General features: G+C 64.5%; 28 protein-coding genes. 12 read left to right on the forward strand and 16 right to left on the reverse strand.

Annotation, left to right across the window (positions count from 1 at the left end):
• Positions 1-33: 33 nt before the first annotated feature.
• From IWY39_RS10695 to IWY39_RS10730, 8 genes are all read left to right on the forward strand, one after another.
• Positions 34-489 carry a hypothetical protein gene (locus tag IWY39_RS10695; protein WP_019053173.1) on the forward strand — a complete coding sequence of 152 codons (456 nt, stop codon included), beginning with the start codon at positions 34-36 and terminating at the stop codon, positions 487-489.
• A 3-nt stretch (positions 490-492) separates the two neighbouring features.
• A complete protein-coding gene (gene sufC / locus IWY39_RS10700) occupies positions 493-1,251 on the forward strand; it encodes a Fe-S cluster assembly ATPase SufC (RefSeq protein ID WP_107125032.1) in 759 nt (252 codons plus the stop codon).
• Positions 1,252-1,379: 128 nt separating this feature from the next.
• The gene (locus IWY39_RS10705) at positions 1,380-2,132 is read left to right on the forward strand and encodes a SufD family Fe-S cluster assembly protein (RefSeq protein ID WP_026002476.1); all 753 of its coding nucleotides are present in this window, start codon (positions 1,380-1,382) and stop codon (positions 2,130-2,132) included.
• Positions 2,133-2,262: 130 nt separating this feature from the next.
• A complete protein-coding gene (locus tag IWY39_RS10710) occupies positions 2,263-3,474 on the forward strand; it encodes a cysteine desulfurase (RefSeq protein WP_107124985.1) in 1,212 nt (403 codons plus the stop codon).
• A complete protein-coding gene (locus IWY39_RS10715; protein WP_019053175.1) occupies positions 3,471-3,923 on the forward strand; it encodes an SUF system Fe-S cluster assembly protein in 453 nt (150 codons plus the stop codon). Before IWY39_RS10710 ends, IWY39_RS10715 begins: the two co-directional genes overlap by 4 nt.
• Positions 3,923-4,282 carry a HesB/IscA family protein gene (locus IWY39_RS10720; RefSeq protein ID WP_107124986.1) on the forward strand — a complete coding sequence of 120 codons (360 nt, stop codon included), beginning with the start codon at positions 3,923-3,925 and terminating at the stop codon, positions 4,280-4,282. Before IWY39_RS10715 ends, IWY39_RS10720 begins: the two co-directional genes overlap by 1 nt.
• A gap of 121 nt (positions 4,283-4,403) precedes the next feature.
• The gene (locus tag IWY39_RS10725; RefSeq protein ID WP_107124987.1) at positions 4,404-5,210 is read left to right on the forward strand and encodes an NAD(P)-dependent oxidoreductase; all 807 of its coding nucleotides are present in this window, start codon (positions 4,404-4,406) and stop codon (positions 5,208-5,210) included.
• A gap of 87 nt (positions 5,211-5,297) precedes the next feature.
• Positions 5,298-5,453 carry a hypothetical protein gene (locus IWY39_RS10730; RefSeq protein ID WP_181316766.1) on the forward strand — a complete coding sequence of 52 codons (156 nt, stop codon included), beginning with the start codon at positions 5,298-5,300 and terminating at the stop codon, positions 5,451-5,453.
• A gap of 4 nt (positions 5,454-5,457) precedes the next feature.
• Here the strand turns inward: IWY39_RS10730 and IWY39_RS10735 are convergent, their stop codons facing one another.
• The 10 genes from IWY39_RS10735 to IWY39_RS10780 form a co-directional block, all read right to left on the reverse strand.
• Complete coding sequence (locus IWY39_RS10735) at positions 5,458-5,874, reverse strand: hypothetical protein (protein ID WP_019053178.1); 417 nt, start codon at positions 5,872-5,874, stop codon at positions 5,458-5,460.
• Between the two features lie 73 nt (positions 5,875-5,947).
• Entirely contained in the window at positions 5,948-6,481 is a 534-nt protein-coding gene (locus tag IWY39_RS10740) for a hypothetical protein (protein WP_019053179.1), read from the reverse strand.
• Positions 6,482-6,494: 13 nt separating this feature from the next.
• Complete coding sequence (locus IWY39_RS10745) at positions 6,495-7,049, reverse strand: demethoxyubiquinone hydroxylase family protein (RefSeq protein WP_017183579.1); 555 nt, start codon at positions 7,047-7,049, stop codon at positions 6,495-6,497.
• Positions 7,046-7,531, reverse strand: a complete 486-nt coding sequence (locus tag IWY39_RS10750) for a disulfide bond formation protein B (RefSeq protein WP_026002472.1) — start codon at positions 7,529-7,531, stop codon at positions 7,046-7,048. The genes IWY39_RS10745 and IWY39_RS10750 overlap by 4 nt, the downstream gene beginning before the upstream one ends.
• Before the next feature lie 96 nt (positions 7,532-7,627).
• Positions 7,628-8,974 carry a S41 family peptidase gene (locus IWY39_RS10755; RefSeq protein ID WP_019053181.1) on the reverse strand — a complete coding sequence of 449 codons (1,347 nt, stop codon included), beginning with the start codon at positions 8,972-8,974 and terminating at the stop codon, positions 7,628-7,630.
• A gap of 121 nt (positions 8,975-9,095) precedes the next feature.
• On the reverse strand, positions 9,096-10,313 hold the full coding sequence (locus tag IWY39_RS10760) for a murein hydrolase activator EnvC family protein (RefSeq protein ID WP_107124988.1): 1,218 nt from the start codon (positions 10,311-10,313) through the stop codon (positions 9,096-9,098).
• Between the two features lie 22 nt (positions 10,314-10,335).
• A complete protein-coding gene (locus tag IWY39_RS10765) occupies positions 10,336-10,758 on the reverse strand; it encodes a 23S rRNA (pseudouridine(1915)-N(3))-methyltransferase RlmH (protein WP_107124989.1) in 423 nt (140 codons plus the stop codon).
• A gap of 117 nt (positions 10,759-10,875) precedes the next feature.
• The gene (rsfS, locus tag IWY39_RS10770) at positions 10,876-11,265 is read right to left on the reverse strand and encodes a ribosome silencing factor (protein ID WP_017183718.1); all 390 of its coding nucleotides are present in this window, start codon (positions 11,263-11,265) and stop codon (positions 10,876-10,878) included.
• A gap of 12 nt (positions 11,266-11,277) precedes the next feature.
• Positions 11,278-11,907, reverse strand: a complete 630-nt coding sequence (locus tag IWY39_RS10775; protein ID WP_107124990.1) for a nicotinate-nucleotide adenylyltransferase — start codon at positions 11,905-11,907, stop codon at positions 11,278-11,280.
• 52 nt (positions 11,908-11,959) lie between these two features.
• A complete protein-coding gene (locus IWY39_RS10780) occupies positions 11,960-12,925 on the reverse strand; it encodes a PQQ-dependent catabolism-associated beta-propeller protein (RefSeq protein ID WP_107124991.1) in 966 nt (321 codons plus the stop codon).
• A gap of 139 nt (positions 12,926-13,064) precedes the next feature.
• Here IWY39_RS10780 and pedF point away from each other — a divergent pair, with 139 nt between their 5' ends.
• The 4 genes from pedF to IWY39_RS10800 all read left to right on the forward strand — a co-directional run bounded on the left by pedF (position 13,065) and on the right by IWY39_RS10800 (position 17,004).
• A complete protein-coding gene (gene pedF / locus IWY39_RS10785) occupies positions 13,065-13,490 on the forward strand; it encodes a cytochrome c-550 PedF (protein ID WP_107125033.1) in 426 nt (141 codons plus the stop codon).
• A 4-nt stretch (positions 13,491-13,494) separates the two neighbouring features.
• Positions 13,495-14,349, forward strand: a complete 855-nt coding sequence (locus IWY39_RS10790; protein ID WP_107124992.1) for a substrate-binding periplasmic protein — start codon at positions 13,495-13,497, stop codon at positions 14,347-14,349.
• 113 nt (positions 14,350-14,462) lie between these two features.
• Positions 14,463-16,208 carry a methanol/ethanol family PQQ-dependent dehydrogenase gene (locus tag IWY39_RS10795; RefSeq protein WP_107124993.1) on the forward strand — a complete coding sequence of 582 codons (1,746 nt, stop codon included), beginning with the start codon at positions 14,463-14,465 and terminating at the stop codon, positions 16,206-16,208.
• A 13-nt stretch (positions 16,209-16,221) separates the two neighbouring features.
• On the forward strand, positions 16,222-17,004 hold the full coding sequence (locus IWY39_RS10800; RefSeq protein WP_017183712.1) for a response regulator: 783 nt from the start codon (positions 16,222-16,224) through the stop codon (positions 17,002-17,004).
• An 18-nt stretch (positions 17,005-17,022) separates the two neighbouring features.
• On the opposite strand, the gene IWY39_RS10805 is transcribed toward IWY39_RS10800, so the two are convergent.
• The 6 genes from IWY39_RS10805 to IWY39_RS10830 all read right to left on the reverse strand — a co-directional run bounded on the left by IWY39_RS10805 (position 17,023) and on the right by IWY39_RS10830 (position 23,627).
• On the reverse strand, positions 17,023-19,242 hold the full coding sequence (locus tag IWY39_RS10805) for a hybrid sensor histidine kinase/response regulator (RefSeq protein WP_107124994.1): 2,220 nt from the start codon (positions 19,240-19,242) through the stop codon (positions 17,023-17,025).
• Positions 19,239-20,381, reverse strand: coding sequence for an FIST N-terminal domain-containing protein (locus IWY39_RS10810; protein WP_107124995.1), 1,143 nt, complete (start codon positions 20,379-20,381; stop codon positions 19,239-19,241). Before IWY39_RS10810 ends, IWY39_RS10805 begins: the two co-directional genes overlap by 4 nt.
• Positions 20,382-20,447: 66 nt before the next feature.
• Positions 20,448-20,852 carry a DUF779 domain-containing protein gene (locus IWY39_RS10815; RefSeq protein WP_019053191.1) on the reverse strand — a complete coding sequence of 135 codons (405 nt, stop codon included), beginning with the start codon at positions 20,850-20,852 and terminating at the stop codon, positions 20,448-20,450.
• Positions 20,853-20,954: 102 nt separating this feature from the next.
• On the reverse strand, positions 20,955-22,475 hold the full coding sequence (gene adh / locus IWY39_RS10820; RefSeq protein ID WP_017183708.1) for an aldehyde dehydrogenase: 1,521 nt from the start codon (positions 22,473-22,475) through the stop codon (positions 20,955-20,957).
• Between the two features lie 75 nt (positions 22,476-22,550).
• A complete protein-coding gene (locus IWY39_RS10825) occupies positions 22,551-22,994 on the reverse strand; it encodes a pseudoazurin (RefSeq protein WP_196871442.1) in 444 nt (147 codons plus the stop codon).
• A 90-nt stretch (positions 22,995-23,084) separates the two neighbouring features.
• A complete protein-coding gene (locus IWY39_RS10830) occupies positions 23,085-23,627 on the reverse strand; it encodes a rhodanese-like domain-containing protein (RefSeq protein WP_107124997.1) in 543 nt (180 codons plus the stop codon).
• Positions 23,628-23,689 lie beyond the last annotated feature (62 nt).

Consider the following 23,689-nt stretch of genomic DNA (forward strand, 5'->3'; position numbering starts at 1 on the left):
CATCACATATTTGAAAGCCAAGAGGACGGAAACTTGAGCGACGAAGACGATATTCAGGATGCCCTCGCGGATTTTGCGGAGGATGTTGGCAATGGCCAGTCATGGACCGCCGCGATCCGCATCCTGACCGAGGATTATGAGCTGGAAGAGGGCGAGCTGGAACAGCGCGCCCGCGCCGATTTCGGCGATCTCGACACATTCGAGGCCGACAGCCGCGCCGCGCTGGACAAGGCGGACGCCGCGATGACCGAGAAGCTGCGCAAGGACAAGGCGTTCCACAAGGCGAAGGCCCCCAACCTGGCCCGCATGGGTCCGGTCAGCGAATTCGTGGTGGCGCTGCTCGAAAAAGGCCCGCCGGAAGAGAATGTCGACTGGTGGCCCTATATGCCGATCAAGCGGCATATCGACACGCTGTTTCCGGCGCCCGGTGATGTGCGGGACATGGCCTTCTGGACCGCCCGCACGCTCCAGCGCGCGCACGAAGGATAAATGATGCTGACGATCGACCAACTGACCAACGAAATTGACGGCAAGGCGATCCTGAAAGGCCTGTCGCTCCAGATCCACGCGGGGGAAATCCACGCGATCATGGGGCCGAACGGCGCGGGCAAATCGACGCTGGCCTACACGCTGGGCGGGCGGCCGGGTTATGAAGTGACCGGCGGCACCGCGACGTTCGATGGCGCTGACCTGTTCGACCTCGACCCGCATGAGCGCGCCGCCGCCGGTCTGTTCCTGGGCTTCCAATATCCGGTCGAAATCCCCGGCGTCTCCAACCTCCAGTTCCTGCGCGAAAGCCTCAACAGCCAGAAGCGCGCACGCGGGGAAAAGGAACTGAATGGCGGCGAATTCATCCGCCTCGCCAAGGAAAAGGCCGCTTTGCTCGGCCTCGACATGGATATGCTCAAGCGCCCCGTGAATGTCGGCTTTTCGGGCGGCGAAAAGAAGCGCGCCGAAATGGTGCAGATGGGCATCCTCGATCCCAAGCTGGCGATCCTCGACGAAACCGACTCCGGGCTGGACATCGACGCGCTCAAGATTGTGGGCGCTGGCATCAACGCGATCATGCGCAAGCCCGAAAAGGCCGTGCTGCTGATCACCCATTATCAGCGCCTGCTCGACTATGTGAAGCCGGACTATGTCCATGTGCTGGCTGGCGGGCGGATCGTGAAGTCGGGCGGCCCGGAACTGGCGCTCGAACTGGAACGTGAAGGCTATTCTGATGTGGTTGGGGCCGAGGTGGTCGGATAACGGAATATCTGTCCTATCGCGGCGAAATACGGGATAATATACTTAAATTACAAAGGCTTATACCGAAAACACCGTGCATATGGACGAAGTTGGACGAGTTTGAACCGCAAGGCATTGAAAACAAAGCGATGAACATGTTGGACCTTCCCACCCGCCGCGACGAAAGCTGGCGTTATAGCGACCTTTCGGCGCTCCAGAGCGTCTGGCCGCTGCCCGCGCCGGTGCGAATCGACGTTGCGGCGGGCGAAGCGGCGCATCACCATCTGTTGCAGGACGCAGCCGATGGCGCGACGGCGGTGCATGATTATGTCGTGACCGTGGCCGATGGCGCGCGTTGCGATTTTCATGTCCTCAACATTGGCGGCCAGCTGGGGCGAGTGACAATCGACGTGACGCTGGGCCGGGGCAGCCATTTCGAACTGGGCGGCGCCATTCTGGGCAGTGGTGATCAGACGTTGGAAATCGTCACCAGCGTCACCCATGCGCAGCCCGACGCGACCAGCGGCCAGACGATCCGCTCGATCCTGAGCGAGCGCGCCACCGGCAGCTATCTCGGCAGGATCGCGGTCGCCCGCGACGCGCAGCGCACTGACGCCTTCCAGTCGGTCAAGGCCATGCTGCTGGATCGCACCGCAACCGCCAACGCCAAGCCGGAACTGGAAATCTATGCCGACGACGTGAAATGCGCCCATGGCGCGACCGTGGGCGAACTGGACAAGGCAGCGCTTTTCTACATGGCCTCGCGCGGGATGGACCCGGCGACCGCCAAAACGCTGCTGCTGCGCTCCTTCGTGGCGGGCGTATTCGACAGCGTGGCGGATGAGGCGGTGAAGGACAGGCTCGAAGCAGCGGCGATCGCCAAGCTGGAGGCGATGGTATGACACGCAACGTCATCCTCCCCTGCAAGGGGAGGTGGCTGGCCGCAGGCCAGACGGAGGGGTATCACCCTATCGATAGCACGACACCCCTCCACCACTTCGTGGTTCCCCTCCCCTTTCAGGGGAGGATCGCATGAACGCCATCCTTGCCCCCGAACGCCTGTCGCTCCGCGCGGATTTTCCCGGCGTCCTCGACTGGCATTATCTCGACAGTGCCGCCACCGCGCAAAAGCCGCAGGCGGTGATCGACGCCATCGCCCGCGCCTATGGCCCCGACTATGCCACCGTTCATCGCGGCGTCTATGCGCGGTCCGCCAACATGACGCTCGCCTATGAATCGGCCCGGCGCAAGGTGGCCGGTTTCATCGGCGCGAAGTCGGACAGCGAAATCGTCTATGTCCGCGGCGCGACCGAAGGGATCAACCTGGTCGCGCAATGCTGGGCGGGCGAACAGCTGAAGGCGGGCGACCGCATCCTCCTGTCCACGCTGGAACATCACAGCAATATCGTGCCGTGGCAGATGGTGGCGGAAAAGGTCGGCGCCCATATCGACGTCGTGCCGCTGACCGATGATGGCCGGATCGATCTTGACGCGATGCGCGCGATGATCACGCCCCGGCACCGCATGGTCGCGCTCGCCCATGTGTCCAACGTGCTGGGCAGCGTGCTGGATTGCCGCCGCGCGGCCGGCATCGCGCATATGGTCGGCGCGCGGATATTGATCGACGGTTGCCAGGCCGTGCCGCGCCTTGCCGTCGACGTGCAGGCGCTCGATTGCGATTTCTACGTCTTTTCCGCGCATAAACTCTACGGTCCGACCGGCATCGGCGTGCTGTGGGCGCGGCAGGAACTGCTCGACGCCATGCCCCCCTATCAGGGCGGCGGATCGATGATCGACAAGGTGACGTTTGAAAAAACGACCTACGCGCCCGCACCGACCCGGTTCGAAGCGGGAACGCCCCACATCAGCGGCGTGATCGGCCTGTCGGCGGCGATCGACTATGTGCAGGCGATCGGGCTGGACGCGATCCACGCGCATGAATGTGCGCTGGTGGCGCAGGCGCGCGCGGCGCTCGACAATCTCAACAGCGTGCGGGTGTTCGGGCCGGACGACAGTGCGGGAATCCTCTCCTTTGAAGTCGAGGGGGTGCATCCGCACGATGTCGGCACCATATTGGACGAAGCGGGCGTCGCGATCCGTGCCGGGCATCATTGCGCCCAGCCGCTGATGCGCCATCTGGGCGTGGAAGCAACCGCACGGGCCAGCTTTGGCATTTATAGCGATCAGGGCGACGTCGATGCGCTGGTCGCGGGTTTGGAACGGGTAAGGAAGATCTTCGGATGACCGAGGCGAACAAGATCGTGGTGGAAGAGGTAGAGGCCGTTGACGCCCCGCCCAAGGCACGGGTGGAAGAAGCGCCGCGCCAGCGCGACTATCTGGACGGCTTCCTGGCCGCCAAGCCTGCCGAAAGCCCGGCGGGGGAACCGGGCGGCGATGTCTATGATGGCGTCATCGACGCGCTCAAGGATATTTTCGACCCGGAAATCCCGGTCAACATCTATGATCTGGGGCTGATCTATGGCGTCGACGTGTCGCCCGACAATCATGTCGTCGTCACCATGACGCTGACCACGCCGCATTGCCCAGTGGCCGAATCCATGCCCGGCGAGGTCGAACTGCGTGTCGGGGCGGTCCCCGGCGTCGGCGATGCGCAGGTCAATCTGGTCTGGGACCCGCCATGGGATCCGGCCAAGATGAGCGATGAGGCCAAGCTGGAACTGGGGATGCTGTGATGACGACCGAAACCAAGACCCGCGCCCGCCCCGCCGCCGTCACGCTGACGCCCAGCGCCGAACAGCGCATCGCCGACCTGATGGCCAACGCGCCGGAGGGCACGATCGGCGTCAAGCTTTCCACGCCCCGGCGCGGCTGTTCGGGCCTGGCCTATTCGGTCGATTATGTGAGCGAGGAAGCCAAATTCGACGAGAAGATAGAGACCCCCGGCGGCACCTTCTACATTGACGGCGCGTCGGTGCTCTATCTGGTCGGATCGACGATGGACTGGGTGGAGGATGACTTCACCGCCGGCTTCACCTTCGCCAATCCCAATGCCAAGGGCGCCTGCGGCTGCGGCGAGAGCTTCACGGTCTAGTCTCTGTCTCCGTTCGTTTCGAGCGAAGCCGAGAAACGGTGCACAGGTTTCTCGACCTTGCCTGTCCTGAGCGCCTGCCCTGGCATGCAGTCGAAGCGCTCGAAACGAAGGGAGGAGTGTGTTGCCTCATCTATTGATCTTTGGCCTTGGCTATACTGCGTCCCGGCTGGCCGACCGCCTGCGATCGGATGGCTGGCGCATCACCGCCACCCGTCGCCATGCCGACGCAGACACGCTGGCCTTCGATGACGATCCCTCTGTCCGCGCCGCCATCGCCAGCGCCACCCATATCCTCTCCTCCGTCCCGCCCGAAGGCGACACCGACCCGGTGCTGGCCCGCTACGGTACCGCAATAGCCGCCGCACCGGCGCGCTGGATCGGCTATCTCTCCTCCACCGGCGTCTATGGCGATGCGCGCGGGGCGTGGGTGGATGAAGGCAGCCCGGTCGGCACGGGCATCCGTACCGCCAGGGCGCAGGCTGATCAGGCATGGGGCGCGTTGCGGCCTGATATGCGCCGTTTCCGTCTGCCGGGCATCTACGGTCCGGGCCGTTCGGCGCTGGACCGGGTGAGGGCGGGAAAAGCGCATCGCATCGATCTGCCCGACCAGATTTTCAGCCGCGTCCATGTCGATGACATTGTCGCGGGGATCATGGCTTCGTTCGATGGGCCGCCGGGCATCTATAATCTGGCCGACGACCTGCCCTGCGCGCAAAACCGGGTGATAGAGGCCGCCTGCGACATGCTGGGGATGGCCCATCCGCCCCTGCTGACGCTGGAACAGGCCGCGCTGTCGCCCATGGCGCTGGCCTTTTATGCAGAGAACCGCCGCGTCGCCAATGGACGCGCAAAACGCCTGCTTGGCTGGTCGCCACACTACCCGACCTATGTGCAGGGGCTTGCTGCCTGCGACTCGACGGGTGCGTGATTCGCTTCGGCGCAAAGGCGGGCCGCCGATTACCACTTGTTAACCACAGCGGCGCGATAGCGGGCTATCACTTGTCGGGACAGACTGATGGATCGCATCGACCATATTTTCGGCACGCTCAGCCAGCGGATGAGCAGCATGAAGCAACCCTGCCGTGCGATGCCAGCATCCGAACCGCTTTCCAGCCTGATCGACAAGGTCAACGCGGCCAAGCAGCGCTATCAGCCCGGCATAGGCCGTTAAAAGCTCAGGGTTCGCCCTTCGATTCCAGCATCCGTCGCTCGGCGAACCATTGTTGCAGCCTCTGGGCCGCACAGCCGGTAAAGCCGTTGCTGCCGATCACCGAACAACTGCCCGGCAGGGTCTGGCGCTGGACCTGTTCCATCGTCGCCACCTGACTGCCCCAGCCGGGACCACCAGCCACCGCCGGTTTTTCACGCAGCTTCTTGGGAATGCGATAGCGCTCGGCTTCGGGCCTGCGCGCACACACCACGATTTCGCTGTCATCCTTGCCCTTGGGGCAGGGATCATCGCCATAGACGATCAGATTGAATATGCGGTCGGGCGGCGGTTCAGGCTGCGCCAGCACGGGCGTCGCCGGGATCAAGGCCGCCCCCATCAAGGCCAGGGACATAGACAGACGCATCATCGGAAAATCCTTCATTCGCCCCTGTCATTGCCCGCCTTGCCCGAAAGCGGAGACTCCTTGTCCAGACGCCGTTCGGCGTCCGGACCCGTCAGGGTTGCGATGCGGGCGCCGTATCCTTGGCCTTTTCCTCCGCCACGACCCGCGCTTCGATCGCTTCGCTGTCGGCGTCGATGGTGGACAGGCGCTTGGCGCGCTCGGCTTCTACCAGATCCTTCCAGCTGGCATTGTCGAGCGCCTGCCGTTCCGCCTTGGCCAGCCGAGCCAGCTGCGCGAAGCAGCCGGTTGCGCCGCCACCGCCGACCGGCGAGCAGCTTTCAGTGCCGGACCGCCCGACATATTCCATCGATCGCACCCGCTCGCCCCAGGCCTGCTTGCTGGGTTCATTGGGATCGCCGCGCAGCGGTTCGGGGATGCGATAGCGCTCTTCCTCCCCCTTGCGCGCGCACACGACAATGTCGTCGCCCTGGCTTTGCGGGCAAGCATCGTCGCCATAAACGATGACAAGGTTGACCTTCTCCGTCGTCGGCGCGGCCGCCGCGGTGGGCGCGCTTGACGGCTGGGCCAGTGCGGGGCCGGCAGCGCCCATCAGCAACAGCGCGGCGATCATCGGTATCCTGGTCATCCGTCGGTCCTTTTCAGATGCGCTTCGACAGCGCGATGGCGGCCCGGCATCCCAAACGGATGGCGCCCGACAAGAGGGGGTAGGCAGGGGCCTGCTGCGCTCCATGCGCCAGCGCGGCATCGCGATGCTCGACTTCCTCTGCCTGAAAATCCGCGATGGCGGTGGAGAGTTCCGGATCGTCGCTGCCCAATTGCACTAATTGTTCGCCATAGTGGCGGTCGATCTCCGTCTCGATCGCGGCGGTACAGGCCATGGCGGCCTTGGGACCGATCGCCGCCGTCACCGCACCCAGCGCAAAGCCCGCCACGTTCCAAATCGGCGCCAGCGCGGTCGGTCGTACGCCGCGTCGGGCGATCATGGCGTCGAACGTCTGGCGGTGGCGCTCTTCCTGCGCGGCCATGCCCGCAATGATGCGCGCATCGGGATGCCGATCGCCCATCACGGCAAGCTGCCCTGCATAGATGCGGGTCGCGCCGAACTCACCGGCCTGATCGACCCGCAGCATGGACGCGCGATCGGCGGGCTTGGGACGGCGACCGGGTCGGGGAAAATCCTGCTTCGCGCTCATGCATTGCGTCCTTTGCGTCCCAACAACGCCAAGATGGCGAGTGCGCCACCGACCGACAAGAGGCCGTTATAGCCCGCCAGCGATATGCCCAGCAGGCTCCATGGCGCAACATCGCAGCGGGTGATGGGCGTCGCCATGATCTGGGTCAATATATCGGCCGCATTGCCACCGGTCGGCGATGTGGAGCAGGCGGTCAGCCCTTCCCACCAGCCATATTCGACCCCGGCATGAAACAGGCCGATGGCGCCGCTTATGGCGATGGCGATGGCCGCCAGCGTCGTGAACATCGCGCTGGTCCTCGGATTGCCCTTTGCCGCAAAGGCCAGCAGCGCCAGCGCGATCGCGGCCATATGCGGATAACGCTGCCACCAGCACATTTCGCACGGATGCAATCCGCCCACATATTGCGACGCATAGGCACCGCCCAGCAGCGCCACGGGGATCAGCAGCGCCAGGGCGCGAGCGAGGGGAAGTTTGCTCATCATCCCCGCTTAAACCCCCAGGCACCTTTCGTCATGCTGAACTTGCGGGATTCCCACACCATCCGCTCAGGGCGAACGGGAATGATAGGGAACCCCTTACTTCGCCCCCGGCTTCCTGGCCGCCGCCTGCGCGATGGTCGCGCCCGGCGTGCTGGCCAGGCGGCCAATCGTCTTGAGCGCATAGTCGAGCTGAAAATCCTCGACGCCCTTCTTCTTCAATTCCTCGGCCGACATGGCAAAGCGCGGATCGTCCTTGGCATCTTCCTCCAGCGTCTTGTCGTCGGTCTTGATCTCGTTGATCAAATGGCGGCGCAAGTCGCTTTCGCGATATTTGGGGCGGTTCTTGTAATCGGGGTCGGACAGCTGCGGGACGCGGATGTCGGGCTGGATGCCCCCTTCCTGCACGCTGCGGCCCGAAGGCGTATAGTAACGCGCCGTGGTCAGCTTGAGCGCGGTGGTGTTCGACAGCGGCAACATCGTCTGCACGCTGCCCTTGCCAAAGCTGCGTTCGCCCATCACCAGCGCGCGATGCTGGTCCTGCAACGCACCGGCGACGATTTCGGATGCGGACGCCGATCCCGCATCGACCAGCACGATCACCGGCAGACCCTTCGCATCGTCACCAGGCTTGGCATAATAGCGTTCGACATCGCCCTTGGCCCGGCCGCGCTGCGACACGATCTCGCCGCGTTCCAGGAAAGCGTCGCTGACTGATACGGCTTCATCCAGCAGGCCACCGGGGTTGGAGCGCAGGTCCAGCACATAGCCGGTCGGCTTGTGGCCCAGCGACTTGTCGATGCTGCGGATCGCCTGCCGTACATCGGCACCGGTATTGGCAGAGAAGCTGACGATGTTGATGACGCCGATGCCGTTCTTCACTTCCCATTTCACCGGCTTCAACTGAATGATCTCACGCGTCAGCGTCAGGTCGATCGGCTTGTCGCGTCCGGCCCGCACGATCGTCAGCTTCAGGCTGGTGCCCGGTGCGCCGCGCATCTTGTCGACCGCTTCGTCCAGCGTGCCGCCATAGATTAGCTGCCCGTCGATATGGGTGATATAGTCGCCCGCCTTGATCCCCGCGCGCCAGGCCGGGGTATCCTGCGTCGGCGCGATGACCTTGACCGCGCCATCCTCCTGCGTGACCGACAGGCCCAGGCCGCCATAGCTGCCCTCGGTCTGGGTCCGCAGATTCTGGAAATCGCGCGCGTCCAGGAAGCTGCTGTGCGGGTCCAGGCTGGCCAGCATCCCGTCGATCGCGCCCTTGATCAGCTTTTCATCGTCGACTTTCTCGACATAATCGCTGCGGACCTTCTGGAACACGTCCATGAATTCGTCGAGCGCCTTGTAGCTCGACGCCTCCCCATCGGCGAGCGCCGCGGTGGTGGCGGGAATGAGCGCAAGCGCCCCGAGCGCAAGTGCGCCCTGGAGGAAGGTGGATTTCATGGTTGTCCTTGATTCCGGCATCTGCGTTCCATCATAAGCCGATTCGCGTCCCGACGCAAAAGCGCGCTTCGACGAATGTTGCGCAGGGTCGATGAGCGTCAGGTTAATGGGCGCGCGATCCTCATCCCAGCCCCACCAGCGGCACGATGTCGACCGGACGGCCGTTGCGGCGCAGTTCTATGGTGATGGTGGGACGGCCAGGGCCGGTGATGGCGACCGGCTCGCCCTGCCGCACGCTGTCGCCCACTTGCGCGGTAATGCGATGCAGGCCGGTGATCAGCGTGGTCCATCCCTGGCCATGGTCGATGATCAATATCTGGCCATAGCCGCGATAGGGCCCGGCAAAGGCGATGCGTCCGGCGGTCGGCGCGACCGCCTGCGCCCCCGGCTGCGTTACCAGCGTCAGCCCGCGTGACCGGACGCCGCCATCATTCACCTCACCCATGCCCGTGACCAGCTGGCCCACGACCGGCAAGCGATAGGGCGGCGGGCCGCGCATCGCCACGGCCCGGTCAGGGGCAGGGGCGCCGGTCTGGTCGGGGCGAGCCGGGCGCAGCAGCGGACCAGGCAGCGCAGCCAGCTTGTCGCGCAGGTCGCCCGCTTCCTCCAGCCGGTCCATCAGGTCGACAATGTCGCGCGCCCGCTCGCCCAGCGCCAGCGCCCGCTCGCTCTCCATACCCGCATTCGTGCGATAGTCGCGCGCGGCCACCCGCTTCTGCGCCTCCAGCGCGGCGAGTTGGGCCTGTCTTTCCTTGCGCTGTTGCTGGCTGCTGGCCAGCGCATCGGCCGCCTGCTGGGCCGTGGCGCGCAGCGCCCGGCTGCGTTCCAGCTCGGCGCGCAGCCCGGCGGTACGCTGGCGGATCACCGGGAGTATCTGCCCCAGCACCGCGCGCATATGCACGGCATCGGTGATCGAGCCGGGCTGGACCAGCGCCAGCGCCAGCGGGCGGCGCGCCATCATCTGGAGCGCGGCGGTCAGGCGCACGACCGGTTCCTGCTTGGCCGCCAGCCGGGCCGCCTGCGCGCGCTGCATCCGCGCGACGATGGCGATGCGCGCCTGTGCGCCCGCTATGTCGGCTTCGGCCTGCTGGATGCGCGCGGCGATCGCGGCGGCGCGGCGGCGCGCCTGCTCGGCCTCGTCGCGCGCTGCGCTCGCCTGCTGGTCGAGCCGGGCGGACCGATCGCGCGCCTCGTCCGACTGGCGGCGCGCGGCCTTCAGCGCGGCCTGTTCCTGTTGCAATGTGGTGCCGGCGGTGCCGGGCAGGATGATGGCGTCGTCATCGGCGGCGGGCAGGCGCGATGCGGCCAGGACGCCAAGGCCCGCCATCATCGCGATCATGATCCTGCCCCGTGTCACCCGCCTATCCTTCGCGATGATAGGGGTGATTGGCAAGGATCGAGCAGGCCCGCCACAATTGTTCGGCCAGCATCGCGCGGGCCATCATGTGCGGCCAGGTCATATTGCCAAAGGCGATCAGCAGGTCCGCATTCGCCCGTTGGGTATCGTCAAACCCGTCCGCCGCGCCGATCAGGAAGCGACATTCGCGCGTTCCCGCGTCGCGCCAGCCTTCGATCCGCCGGGAAAAGTCCATGGAGGATAGCTGCTTGCCCTTTTCGTCCAGCATCACCGTGACAATGCCGGGCGCCTGCGGGGGCAGCTTGCCGCCCCGATCAGGCATTTCGGTGATCTTGTGCGGCATGGTCAGCCGCTTGACATAGCGGTCGACCAGTTCGGCTTCGGGCGACCGCCCGATCTTCCCGCGCGCGATGATATGGAGGAGCATTCAGCCTTAATCCGTTCACCCTGAGCGAAGTCGAAGGGTTCGGCTGAGCCGCAGGCGAAGCCACTTCGCTACGCTCAGTGGAAGGCTTCGGCTTCGCTCAGCCCGAACGGCGTCGGGTTATGCCGTCCCCGCCACTGGCGCGTCGACAAAGCCCCACATCCGTTCCAGATTGTAGAAGCTGCGCACTTCGGGCCGGAACAGGTGGACGATCACGTCGCCCGCGTCGATCAGCACCCAGTCGGCGACCGGCAGCCCTTCGATGCGGCACGAACGGCCCGTGCCTTTCTTGACCCGCTCGGCCAGATGCTCGGCGATCGCCGCGACCTGGCGCGACGAACGACCGCTCGCAATCACCATATAATCGGCGATGCTGCTCTTGCCTTCGAGGGGGATGGAGATGGTTTCCTGGGCCTGGTCGTCGTCGAGCGACTGCATGACGAGGGCGTGCAGGGCGGCCACGCTATCGGCCGCTGCGGCCGTATCGTTGGCAATAAGGGGTCTGGTCAAAAAAGCTCCATTCTAGACGATCAGCCGACGCGTGAGCGGGTCCCGCACACGTGCATGTTCATATTCGCGATGCCAGAGGGGGTTCGCCTGCCGAAACAGGGTCGCCGATCTTGGATCAGGGCGAAAGCGCAATAGCACGAGCGCCGGCGGTCTCCAATTCGTCCAGCCTGCTTTCTGGCAAGCGGGCAGGACGAAGCGCCGCAGCCAGTTCATGGCCACAGAGCCACGAGCAGCACCATCATAGCCCGGACGGGCGATCACGGCAATGGGCATTTGACGCGCTATGCCGCGCCAGTCCCTCCACTGGCTGAACTGCGCCAGATTATCGGCCCCCATCAGCCAGATGAAGCGGTTGCGCGGGTAGCGGCGGGTCAGCGCGCGCAGCGTGTCTGCCGTGTAGCGCGTGCCCAGCTGCGTCTCGATCGCGGTGGCGCGAATCGGGGCGCGCCGCGCGACCTTGCGCGCACGGGCCAGCCGGGCGGGCAGGGGCGCCATGCCTGCGCGGGGCTTCAGTGGATTGCCGGGCGACACCAGCCACCATATCTCGTCCAGCCCCAGCGCCTTTGCCGCGAACAGCGAAATCGCGCGATGCCCGCCATGGGCCGGGTTGAAGGAGCCGCCGAGCAGGCCGATGCGTGTCATAGCCCCGCCATGCCATCTGGCGCGGGTCGCTGCAATCGCGCTGCTTGCCCGGTCAGGGCGCGGCGACGATCCCCCAGGGCGCGCTCCCGACGGCGATCGTCGCGCTCACCTGCGCTTTGGCCAGATCGATCACCGATACCGAATCGGACAGGCCATTGGCTGTATAGGCTTGGGTGCCATCGGCGCTGACCGCGACATGCCAGACCCGCTTGCCCACGGGCACATAGGCGCGGACTTTGTGGGTCGCGACATCGACCAGCGCGACATGATCGGCTCGGCCCAGCGCGACGATGGCGGTCCTGCCATCGGGGGTGAAACGGATGCCGCACGGCAGGATGCGATGCGCCGGGACGCCCGGTATCTCGAACCGCAGCGTCTCGCGCACCGCACGGCTTGTCGTGTCGATGATCTGGACCGTCCCGCCAATTTCGGCCGCGACCCATAATTGCGCGCCGTCGGCGGTGAATTCGACATGGCGCGGGCGCTGGTCGGTCGGGGTTTCGGCGACCATCTGGCGCGTGCCAAGGTCGATCCAGTTGACGACATTATCCTCTTCGGACGTCACCGCCACCCACTGGCCGTCCGGGCTTTGCGCCACCCCTTCCGGTTCGCCGCCGACATCGACCTGAAAGGCGACGGTGCGGCTGGCCAGGTCTATCGCCGTCAGCGCGGCATTATCCTCATTGGCGACGAACAGCGTCCTGCCGTCGCGGGAGAGGGCAAATTGCTCCGGGTCTTGCCCAGATGGCAATTCCGCGACCAGCTTGCCGGTTGCACGGTCGATCACCTGCACCGCATGGTCGGTGCTGGCGCACAGATAGAGGTAGCGGCCATCCTTCGACAGGGTGATGCCACGCGGGCGGCCGCCCACGGCCCAGGTCGCCGTCACCTGCCCCGACGCGGTATCGACCACGGACACGCTGTCCCCGCGCTCGTTGGAGACATAGAGGGTTTCCCCCTGCGCGGCGGCGGGGAGCGCCAGCCAGACGGCCCCGACGGCAATGCCGATGCGCTTCATATCCTGATCCTCTCACCGCTTTGGCCGTCATCCTATCGGCTGGTAACGATCGACGGGATTGTACCAATGGCCAATGGGCCGCGCGCCTGCCTTAGCCGATATTCCGGTCAACGAGAATCCGCGTGAGAGGATGACGCATATGAAACTGGGACGGATCGCGCTGCTGGGCGCCATTGCCACGCTGGGCATGACCGGGGCGAGCGCGCTGCTGGCGCATGGCGACGTCACGCCGCAAGCAGTCGACACGAGTGCGCTGCCGGAGATTGGCGAAACCTGGCTCGAAAAAAACCCCTATAGCGGCAACGCCAAGGCGATCGAGATCGGCCAGTCGGCTTATGGTCAAAATTGCGCGCGCTGCCATGGGCTGGATGCGGAATCCGGCGGCATCGCGCCGGACCTGCGTTATCTGGAGGAAGGCGAATCCGGCGATCAATGGTTCGCCGAACGCTTCCGCCACGGCTCCAGCCATGACGGCAAGGTCTATATGCCGCCCTTTGGCGACGTATTGGGGCAAAAGGCCGGCTGGGCCATCCGCGCCTGGCTTGAAACCAAACATGAGGGATAGGGCGATGCTCACCCGTCGCGCCTTGATTGGCGGGGCGGGTGTGGCGCTCGCGCTGGCTGCGGGCCGCGGCGGCGCGGCCCCGTTGGCGAAGGTCAAGGCGCTCGGTACGTTGCGCGTGATCGTCTATCAGGACAACCGGCCCTGGTCGTGGGAGGAGGGCGGCAAGATCGTCGGTCTGGACGCTGACCTGGCGCAGGCGATCGCGGGCAGGCTGGGCGTGCGCGCCGATGTGGCCCAACTGGTCGCGGACGAAAGCGCCGATGACGATCTGCGCAACGGCGTGTGGAAGGGCGGCTTGCTGGGCTTCATGCCCGGCGACCTGATGCTCCATGTCCCCTTCGACCGGACCTTCGCGGCGCGCAATGATCAGGTTGCGATCATCGCGCCCTATTATCGCGAGAGTTTCGCGCTGGCCGGTACCGGTGGCGCGGTCGCGCTGGAAGGGATGCCGACCGAGTGGCGCGGTCGCAAGCTCGCCGCTGAACTCGACTCCATCCCCGACTTCTATCTGACAGGCTCTTTCGGCGGCGTTTTGGCGAAGGATGTCGTCCATTATCCGACCGGATCGGCGGCGGTGGCGGCGGTGCTGGCCGGGCAGGCGGACGCCGTGCTGGCGAGCCGGGCGCAGATCGAACACGGACTGCACGGTGCGGGCGCTGGCCGTGTCACGCTGCGCAAGGGGCCGCTGCCCGCTTTCACCTCGCCCGGTTGGGACATCGGCATGGCGGTCAAGGAAAACAGCCGCACGCTGGGCGATGCGGTGGAGGAGATCGTTACCGCCATGGCGGCAAGCGGCGAGATGAAGGCGTTGTTCGCGCGCTACGGGGTCAACTGGACTGCGGCCAACGCCGCAGGCTGAGCGCGGACCGTCAATATCCCGACCCAAGGTCTAATTGTCGCTGATCGGGAGCGGCATAGTCTGCACAGAAATCGTGGGCGCCCAATGCGCCCGATTACACAGGGAGGATGGTTATGAAAGGACCGATCATGCGGGCGCTGTCGGGCGTCGCTGCGATGGCAATGGCGATGGGGGCCGCGCCGCTGGTGGCGCAAAGCGGGCCGACCGATGCCGATCTGATGAACGACGCCAAATCGACGGGCGACGTGCTGACATATGGCATGGGACCGCAGGCGCATCGCTTCAGTGCGCTCAATGCGATCAACAGCGGCAATGTGTCGAAAATGGTGCCTGTCTTCTCCGCCTCGCTGGGTGGTGAAAAGCAGCGCGGCCAGGAAGCGCAGCCGATCGTCTATGACGGCACCATCTATGTGACCGGCAGCTATTCGCGCATGTTCGCCTTCGACGCGCGCACTGGCGAGGAAAAATGGCAATATGACGCCCGCCTGCCCGACGGCATCATGCCCTGCTGCGACGTGGTGAACCGGGGCGCGGCGATCTATGGCGACAAGATCATCTTCGCCACGCTCGACGCGCGCCTCGTGGCGCTCAACCGCCTGACCGGCAAGGTGATCTGGAACAAGCAGATCGCCGACTATAAGGAAGGCTATAGCGCCACCGCGGCGCCGCTGATCGTCAACGGCATGGTCATCACCGGCAATTCGGGTGGCGAATTCGGCGTGGTCGGCGCGGTCGATGCGCGCGACGTCAACACTGGCGAGCTGATCTGGCACCGCCCGGTGATTGAAGGCCATATGGGCACGCTCAATGGCAAGGATAATGGCATCACCGGCAAGCTGAACGCCAGCTGGCAGGGCGACCAGTGGAAAACCGGTGGCGGCGCGACCTGGCTGGGTGGCACCTATGATCCTGAAACCAATCTGCTCTTCTTCGGCACCGGCAACCCTGCGCCGTGGAACAGCCATCTGCGTCCCGGCGACAATCTCTACACCGCATCCACCATCGCGATCGACCCGGCCACTGGCGTCATCAAATGGCATTTCCAGACCACGCCGCACGACGGCTGGGATTTCGACGGCGTCAACGAATTCATTCCCTTCGACGCCACCATCAACGGCAAGCCGATGAAGCTTGGCGCGAAGGCGGACCGCAACGGCTATTTCTTCGTGCTCGACCGGACCAACGGCAAGTTTGTCAGCGCCAGCAAGTTCGTGATGCAGACGACCTGGGCCGATGGCTTCAACAAGAATGGCAAGCCGAATTACATCGTGGAAGGCCGTCCGCCGGCACCGGGCGATGCAAAGGGCAAGCCGGTCTTCGCCTCGCCGTCTTTCCTGGGCGGCAAGAACTGGATGCCGATGGCCTACAGCCATGACACCGGCCTTTTCTATATCCCGTCCAACGACTGGGGCATGGACATCTGGAACGAGCCCATCGCCTACAAGAAGGGCGCGGCCTATCTGGGCGCGGGCTTCACCATCAAGCCGATTGCCGAAGATCATATCGGCGTGCTGCGGGCCATGGACCCCAAGACCGGCAAGATCGTGTGGGAATATAAGAACAAGGCGCCGTTGTGGGGCGGGGTGCTGACGACCGGGGGCAATCTGGTGTTCACCGGCACGCCCGAAGGCTATCTGAAGGCCTTCGATGCCAAGACTGGCCAGGAATTGTGGAAATTCCAGACCGGGTCCGGCGTGGTCGGTTCGCCTGTCACCTGGGAACAGGATGGCGAACAATATGTCGCCGTCATGTCCGGCTGGGGCGGCGCTGTGCCTCTGTGGGGTGGCGAAGTCGCCAAATCGTTCAAGGACATCAATCAGGGCGGCGCGCTCTGGGTGTTCAAACTGCCAAAGTCATAAGGGAGAGAGTGTCATGATCGTCATGGGACGTGGCAGCTATGCAATGCAGGCTCCGGTACTGCCGCCTTGCGCTTTGCGGCTTGCCACATCCCATGACTTGGTCGATCATTCGGGCCAGGGGCAGGATATGGGCCAATATATGGGCGGCGAAGCGATCATGGAACGCGTGCTGATCGTCGATGACCATCCGCTGGTGCGCGACGGTTTGCGCAGCGTCATCGCGATCAGTTTCGACAATATCGAGATTTTCGAGGCGGCGACCCTGGACGAGGCGATCGCCACGCTGGAAAAGCAGGATAATTTCGATCTCATCCTGCTCGATCTCCACATTCCCGACGTGCGGCGGCTTGATGGCCTCAAGCTGCTGCGCGATCGCTTCCCGATCCTGCCGGTGGTGATGGTGTCGGGGGCGTTCGACCGCGCGATCGTGCAGGAGGCGCTGGCCGCCGGCGCGGCCGGGTTCATCCCCAAATCGCTCAAGCGCAGCGCCATCGTCGACGCCTTGCATCGGGTTGTGTCGGGCGAAATCTATCTGCCCGAAACCATGGGGGAAGGGGCAGCGCCGTCCGCCGACGAAGATGACATCACCCGTCGCATCGACAGCCTGACGCCGCAGCAGAAGACGGTCCTCGGCCATCTGGTGAACGGTCGCCTCAACAAGCAGATTGCCCACGACCTCAATGTGTCGATGACGACGATCAAGGCGCATGTATCGGCGATCCTGCAAAAGCTGGGCGTACTCAGCCGCACCCAGGCAGTGATCAAGGCGAACCGGGTACATTTCCGCGCCGACTGACCCGGCACGACCTTCCATCTATTTCAGCATCGTCCGCAACAGCGCGCGCAACTGTGCAGGCTTGACCGGCTTGCTCAGCAGCGGGATGCCGCAGGCGTCCAGGCGGACCTTCAGATCCTTGCCGCGATCGGCCGAAATCATCACCGCAGGCACCGGCCCGCCGAAATGGGCGCGCAGCCGGTCGATCACATGGTCGCCCGTCTCCCCGTCATTCAGATGATAGTCGATCAGGATGATGTCAGGCTTGGCATCGTCTGTGAACAGGGCGGTCGCATCGGCAAAGCCGCCCGCCGTCCGCACACTGCATCCCCAGCCGCCGAGCAGGGTCGACATGCCGGTCTGGATCGCCCGTTCATTGTCGATCACCAGCACGTTGAGGCCGCGCATCGTGCGATCGCGTCCGGATATGTTCGGCTCGCTGTCGGGATCGGTCACCGGCTCACCCGCCGGCAGGCAAATCGCAAAGGTCGATCCACGACCGGGCGTCGATTCGAGCGTGATCGGATGGCCCAGCATATCGCTCGCCCGCTTGACGATGGCCAGGCCCAGCCCCTTGCCGCTGGTGCGGGTGTCCAGCCGGCGAAACTCCTCGAACACCAATGCCTGCTTGTCGAGCGGAATGCCGGGGCCGCTGTCGGTCACGCTGATGCGGACGCCGTCCGGCCCGCTTTTGCAATCCACCCGAACCGATCCCTGCTGGGTATAGCGCAGCGCGTTGGACAGGAAATTCTGCAGGATGCGTCGCAACAGCCGGATGTCGGATTGCACCCATGCCGGTTCGCTGGCGATCACCAGTTCCAGCCCGCCAGCGCGGGCCATCGGGGCAAATTCGACGCGCAGCGTGTCGAGCAACCTGTCGAGCCGGAAATCGCCAACCTCCGGCTGGATCGCGCCTGCGTCCAGACGGCTGATTTCCAGCAGAGCCTCCAGCAGATCCTCGACCGAATCCAGCGCCGTCGACGTCTGGTTGACCAGCGCGCGGGTCGGCAGCGCCAGTCGCCGGTCGCCCAGCGCGGCGACAAACAGCCGCGCGGCGTTCAATGGCTGGAGCAGGTCATGGCTGGCGGCGGCCAGAAAGCTGGTCTTGGACAGGTTGGCCTTTTCCGCCGCTGTCTTGGCGTCGCGCAACTGCGCCTCGATCGCGCGGCGTTCGGCGATCTCTGTCTCCAGTTCGGCGGTCCGCTCGGCCACCCGGCGTTCCAGCGTCTCGGCCGTTTCCTGCAGGCCTGCCTGCGCCCGCAACATCGCGGTGACGTCGGTAAAGCCGATTACCTGCCCACCCCGTTCCAGCGCAGTGCTGCGAAGCTCGAAGCTGCGCGTCCCTGCATGGACCAGCGCGTGGCGCGGATCGCCGCCGGGCTGGTCGCCCCGCCAGTCCAGGCACCCTTCATCCACCATGCCCAGATGCTCGCGGCACCAGGCGACCAGCGCGCCATGGCTGCCGCTCTCCTGCGCCCAGCCGCCGGGCAGGTCGAGCAGATGCTGGAGCGCGTCGTTCCACGCCGCCACGCGCCCCTGCGCGTCGAACAGGCAGACGCCTTCGGACAGATTGTCGAGCGTGGATTGCAGGATCAGGTTACGCTCGGCCAGTTCCAGCGCCCGGTTGCGGGCGTCCTGCGCCTTCACCTCGGTAATGTCGGTATAAATGCCGACAATACCGCCTTCGCTCGTGCGCAACTCGTTGATCTGGACCCAGCGGCCATCCGACAGCGCCTGCACATGCCCGCCGTCCGCAATGCTGTGGCGCGCCAGCCGGTCCGATACCCAGCGGTTGGGCGCGACCAGCGATCCGAGCGCGTGATGATGCGCGGCGGCGAGCCGGACAATCTCGTCGAAAGACTGGCCTTGGCGAATCTGGTCGGCAATTTCGGGCCAGAAACTCAGATAGGCCTCGTTGAACAGAACCAGCCTGTCCTCTGCATCGAACAGGACAAACCCCTCATTGATCGAATCGATCGCGTCGCGCAGCCGGGTCTGGGCTTCCTCGGCGGTTGCATGGGCCTGGGCCAGCTCCGCATTGGCGGTGGCCAGACGGCCCAGCGCATCCTCCAGTTCGCCCGTCCGCTCCCGCACCATGGCTTCCAGCGTGATTGCGGTCTCGAACATCGAAAAGGCATTGCCGACCATATCGCTCGACCGTTCGACCCGGTCGATCAGCGCGGCATTGATCTTGCGCAGCTTGCGATTGTCTTCCCGCAACCTGTCCAGTTCAGTGTCGGTTTCCGCCCGCTTGCTCATTTCCCGATCGCAAGTCCGCTAAAGGTCTGGTTGACGTGCAACGCATGATATTGTTCGCCATAGGTATTGAAGCCGATGACGCGATGACGGCCATAGAGCTCGGATACGGCCCGGCTGATCTGCCGCTGTTCGGCGTCGATCCGGTTCAGCACGCAATCGAACGCTATGATCCGGTCGACCGTGCCGACATGGGCGGCAATATCGGTGAACATCGCCTCCATCCCCGCGATCCGGTCCACCGGCTCACCCACGGTCAGCACGATGCCTTCGTCGATCGCGCAGTAGAAGGTCAGGCTGCCGTCCGGGTTGGCACTCTGGATCGAGCGGACATGATAGTCCCCGCCCGCCCGCACCATCGGCGGATGGGCGGCGTAGAATGCCAGGCCCAGCGCTTCCCCGGCATGGCCCGCCAGCCGCAGATATTCCTGCGCAGCAGGCTCGGCATTGATTTCGGTGACGATCCGGTCCTGCGGGACAGCGCCCGTCACCACCATCTTGGCCGCGCCGGGGCGATAATGCTGCCCCTTGAACACATGGATCGGCCGGGGGGTGGACAGGATGGCGATCACGGCGGCGCGATGGTGGAAACGGCCCCCGTGGAAGATCGCTGTTTCGCGGAAATCCAGTCCGTCACCTGACGATCCGCCGATCAGCGGTACATCGCCCAGCGCATCCTGGATCGTCATCGTCAGCAGTTCCTCGCGATGGGACAGGCCATCGACCAGAAACAGCGCGACATGATTGACCCGGTCACCCAGATGGCGGCTGTCGCGCTCCGCCACCGCTGCAAGCGATCGGATGGCTTCCCGCGCTGCGACCGGATCGAACGCATCAATATCGTCGAAACAATGGGACACCATATGAAAGCTGGCGGCCGGAAAGCCGATGACGCTCAGACTATCCTCGTCATAGCCCTGCTCGGTCAGTTCGCCCGAACTGGTACAGCCGATCGCGACCCGTTGTTCGCCATGGCGGTTCACCGCACGGGCCAGCGCGTCGCGATCGAAACGGTGCGAACAAAATAGCAGCATGCCGGCCAATGGTGAATCACCCATGGCATGGGCGACTTGCGCCATCGCATCGGCCGGATCAGGCATGTGGCTCGACGCAAAGACAATATCCGCCGCCTCCACACTCATTTCGCTCTCTCCCATCGCATTCCCCTTTTTCTTAGGGGTTATGCACTGTGCTGCGCATTTGTCACGTCAGGCGATGGCGTTGCCTCTTGGCGGATCGCCGGCCGCTTCCAGCAGGGCGTTTTCGTCGTCGGTAAAAATGCGCGACCGGACGATGAAGCGCATCCCTTCCGGGCTTTCCAGCGACATGCCCGCGCCGCGCCCTGGCACAATGTCGATCGTCACCTGGGTATGGCGCCAATATTCGAACTGGGCCGCGCCGATCCATACCGGCACATCGCCCCCGACATGCCCCAGCAGCACGTCCTGCGCCCCCACCTTGAATTCGCCGCGCGGAAAGCACATTGGCGCGGACCCGTCGCAACAGCCGCCCGACTGGTGAAACATCAGCGGCCCATGCCTGTCGGTCAGCTGCGCGATCAGCGCCAGCGCTGCATCTGTCGCCAATATGCGGGGCGGAAGCGGGTTCGTCACAGCCAGGCTTTCCTTTACAAAAAGGGGCGGACGTCCGTTGGGGACGCCCGCCTGGGACGAAGGCGCTTACAGGGGAAAGGCAAGCGCCTTCGTTGCGACCCTTTAGAAGAAGCCCAGCGCCTTGGGGCTGTAGCTGACCAGCAGATTCTTGGTCTGCTGATAATGGTCCAGCATCATCTTGTGGTTTTCGCGACCGATGCCCGACTGTTTGAAGCCACCAAAGGCGGCATGGGCCGGATAGGCATGATAGCAGTTGGTCCACACCCGACCGGCCTGGATGCCGCGGCCCATACGATAGGCGCGGCTTCCATCGCGCGTCCACACGCCTGCGCCCAGACCATAGAGCGTGTCGTTGGCGATGGCGAGCGCTTCGGCCTCATCCTTGAAGGTGGTGACGGCCAGAACCGGACCGAAAATCTCCTCCTGGAATATCCGCATCCTGTTATGCCCCTTCAACACCGTCGGGGTGACATAATAGCCTTCGCTCAGTTCGCCATCCAGCTGCGCACGCGCGCCGCCGGTCAGCAATTCCGCGCCTTCGGCCAGACCAATCTCGATATAGGAGAGGATCTTTTCCAGCTGGTCGTTCGACGCCTGCGCGCCGATCATCGTCGCCGGGTCGAGCGGGCTACCCTGCTTGATCGCCTTCACGCGCGCAATCGCGCGTTCGATGAACTTTTCGTAGATCGATTCCTGGATCAGCGCCCGGCTGGGGCAGGTGCACACTTCGCCCTGATTGAGGGCGAACATCGCAAAGCCTTCCAGGCACTTGTCGAAATAATCGTCGTCTGCATCCATCACGTCAGCAAAGAAGATGTTGGGCGACTTGCCGCCAAGTTCCAGCGTGACGGGAATCAGGTTTTCCGACGCATATTGCATGATCAGGCGGCCGGTCGTCGTTTCGCCGGTGAAGGCGATCTTGCTGATCCGCTTGTTGCTGGCCAGCGGCTTGCCCGCTTCGACGCCAAAGCCGTTGACGACGTTCAGCACGCCGGGTGGCAGCAGGTCGCCGATAATGTCCAGCAGCACCAGAACCGACATCGGCGTCTGTTCGGCGGGCTTCAGCACGATGCAATTGCCTGCCGCCAGCGCCGGGGCCAGCTTCCACACCGCCATCAGGATCGGGAAGTTCCAGGGAATGATCTGGCCGACCACGCCCAGCGGCTCGTGGAAATGGTAGGCGATGGTGTCATGATCGATCTCGCTGATCGACCCTTCCTGGGCGCGAACGCAGCCTGCAAAGTAGCGGAAATGGTCGATGGCCAGCGGAATGTCGGCATGGGTCGTTTCGCGGATCGGCTTGCCATTGTCGATCGTCTCGGCCATCGCGATCAGGTCCAGATTGGCTTCCATCCGGTCGGCAATCTTGAGCAGGATGTTCGAGCGTTCCGTCGTGGAGGTCTTGCCCCAGGCATCCTTCGCCTTGTGCGCCGCGTCGAGCGCCAGCTCGATATCCTCGGCCGTCCCGCGCGCGATGGTCCCGACGACCTGGCCCGTCACGGGGGAAATATTTTCGAAATAGCCGCCCTTGACCGGGGCGACCCACTGGCCGTCGATATAATTGTCATACTGGTTGCGGATCAGCGTCTTGCCGGTGAACCGCTCCATCGCCTGCTGCAGCATCGTCCTACTCCTGTCCTGTCGAAATTGGCTGAAAACATGGCGCGGCGACCTGTGCCGGGCCATTGCACCTTGGATCTATTTCACTTTTGCGAGCGCCGCCGTCATGCGCTTGGCGGCAAAGGGGGGCAGCTTGACCGCCTTGGCCGCTGCCAGGTCGGCGGCGGACACCTTGCCCACCTGGACCAGCGCGACCATGCCCATCGAATAATGGGGCATGCATTTTATGCCGTAGAGGCCGGACTTGGCGACGGTCAGCACCATCTCCTTGTTCATCGCGCCCTTCACCGGGGTTACGCCCGCGGGCAGCATGTTCGCCATCGTTTCGGCATTGTGGCTGGCGTCGGTCGGCTTGAAATGGATGGTATCGCCCGGCGCAGCTTTCACGAAGGATGGTTCAAACACCATCGCCCCGTCCGCGCCCTGATTTTTCATATGGACCACAATATCCTTTGCCGCAGCGGGCAGCGGCGAAAGGAGCAGGGCAGCGGCAAGGCCAGCTGACAGGCGCAGATGGATCACATCACTCTCCAAAGATGCACGCGGCTAATGGCCGCCAGATTGCGCCAAGAGTGCGTCCGGAGCGCGCCTGCGCACAATGGGCCTTTGGTCCTATGTGGCCGTGCCGCCTTCGGGTTGGACTGGCGTGAGCGGCAGGCCAAGGTCGCGCCAGCCATCCGTCCCCTCCGCCAGCCACCAGACATTGGCAAAGCCCATCGATCGCAACCTTTTGGCAGCGTTCCAGCCCATCCAGCAGTCGGAGCGGCAGAACAGAATCAGCATCCTGCCGCGCGCGCGCGCCTTCAACCGGACAACGCCGGTGGCAAAATCCCCGGCAATGGCGGGATCGGGCTGGCCACGCCCGGCATCGGGAAACCAGTGCGCACCAGGGATGGAGTCATGCGATGACGCCAGCCGCCAGCGCCCGTCCGGTTCACGATGACCACCTTCGGCCGGCAGGACATCGATGAAGATGGCATCCCTGTCCGGCACAAGCTGCGCCGCTGCTGCAAGCGCGATTCGACCGACGCCGGCGGGCGGCTGGCGCACTGGCGCGCGATAATGCGCGATGCGATAGCCCTCCGTGTCGAACAATGGCTCCTGCGCCAGCGCGGGCAACGCAACCAGCATCGCCGCCATGATGAAGCGCCGCATGATCCTCTCCCCGGCTTATGACCCAAGGGCCAATGGTAGCGCGTCGCGCCCTCCATTAGACC

This window comes from Sphingobium sp. JAI105 (assembly GCF_015752145.1).
Taxonomy (GTDB): Bacteria; Pseudomonadota; Alphaproteobacteria; order Sphingomonadales; family Sphingomonadaceae; genus Sphingobium; species Sphingobium xenophagum.

Bases quoted from the DNA above. Each gene is read 5' to 3' on its own strand.
- IWY39_RS10810 (WP_107124995.1), bottom strand. From the start codon at position 20,381: ATGAGTGTGGAGGCGGCGGATATTGTCTTTGCGTCGAGCCACATGCCT.
- IWY39_RS10775 (WP_107124990.1), bottom strand. From the start codon at position 11,907: ATGACACGCATCGGCCTGCTCGGCGGCTCCTTCAACCCGGCCCATGGC.
- IWY39_RS10735 (WP_019053178.1), bottom strand. From the start codon at position 5,874: ATGAAGGATTTTCCGATGATGCGTCTGTCTATGTCCCTGGCCTTGATG.
- IWY39_RS10720 (WP_107124986.1), top strand. From the start codon at position 3,923: ATGACGACCGAAACCAAGACCCGCGCCCGCCCCGCCGCCGTCACGCTG.
- IWY39_RS10750 (WP_026002472.1), bottom strand. From the start codon at position 7,531: ATGAGCAAACTTCCCCTCGCTCGCGCCCTGGCGCTGCTGATCCCCGTG.
- sufC (WP_107125032.1), top strand. From the start codon at position 493: ATGCTGACGATCGACCAACTGACCAACGAAATTGACGGCAAGGCGATC.
- IWY39_RS10805 (WP_107124994.1), bottom strand. From the start codon at position 19,242: ATGAGCAAGCGGGCGGAAACCGACACTGAACTGGACAGGTTGCGGGAA.
- IWY39_RS10760 (WP_107124988.1), bottom strand. From the start codon at position 10,313: ATGATCGCGATGATGGCGGGCCTTGGCGTCCTGGCCGCATCGCGCCTG.
- IWY39_RS10790 (WP_107124992.1), top strand. From the start codon at position 13,495: ATGCTCACCCGTCGCGCCTTGATTGGCGGGGCGGGTGTGGCGCTCGCG.
- IWY39_RS10780 (WP_107124991.1), bottom strand. From the start codon at position 12,925: ATGAAGCGCATCGGCATTGCCGTCGGGGCCGTCTGGCTGGCGCTCCCC.
- IWY39_RS10710 (WP_107124985.1), top strand. From the start codon at position 2,263: ATGAACGCCATCCTTGCCCCCGAACGCCTGTCGCTCCGCGCGGATTTT.
- pedF (WP_107125033.1), top strand. From the start codon at position 13,065: ATGAAACTGGGACGGATCGCGCTGCTGGGCGCCATTGCCACGCTGGGC.
- IWY39_RS10705 (WP_026002476.1), top strand. From the start codon at position 1,380: ATGAACATGTTGGACCTTCCCACCCGCCGCGACGAAAGCTGGCGTTAT.
- IWY39_RS10765 (WP_107124989.1), bottom strand. From the start codon at position 10,758: ATGCTCCTCCATATCATCGCGCGCGGGAAGATCGGGCGGTCGCCCGAA.
- IWY39_RS10740 (WP_019053179.1), bottom strand. From the start codon at position 6,481: ATGACCAGGATACCGATGATCGCCGCGCTGTTGCTGATGGGCGCTGCC.
- IWY39_RS10795 (WP_107124993.1), top strand. From the start codon at position 14,463: ATGAAAGGACCGATCATGCGGGCGCTGTCGGGCGTCGCTGCGATGGCA.
- adh (WP_017183708.1), bottom strand. From the start codon at position 22,475: ATGCTGCAGCAGGCGATGGAGCGGTTCACCGGCAAGACGCTGATCCGC.
- IWY39_RS10755 (WP_019053181.1), bottom strand. From the start codon at position 8,974: ATGAAATCCACCTTCCTCCAGGGCGCACTTGCGCTCGGGGCGCTTGCG.
- IWY39_RS10800 (WP_017183712.1), top strand. From the start codon at position 16,222: ATGATCGTCATGGGACGTGGCAGCTATGCAATGCAGGCTCCGGTACTG.
- IWY39_RS10830 (WP_107124997.1), bottom strand. From the start codon at position 23,627: ATGCGGCGCTTCATCATGGCGGCGATGCTGGTTGCGTTGCCCGCGCTG.
- IWY39_RS10745 (WP_017183579.1), bottom strand. From the start codon at position 7,049: ATGAGCGCGAAGCAGGATTTTCCCCGACCCGGTCGCCGTCCCAAGCCC.
- IWY39_RS10730 (WP_181316766.1), top strand. From the start codon at position 5,298: ATGGATCGCATCGACCATATTTTCGGCACGCTCAGCCAGCGGATGAGC.
- IWY39_RS10715 (WP_019053175.1), top strand. From the start codon at position 3,471: ATGACCGAGGCGAACAAGATCGTGGTGGAAGAGGTAGAGGCCGTTGAC.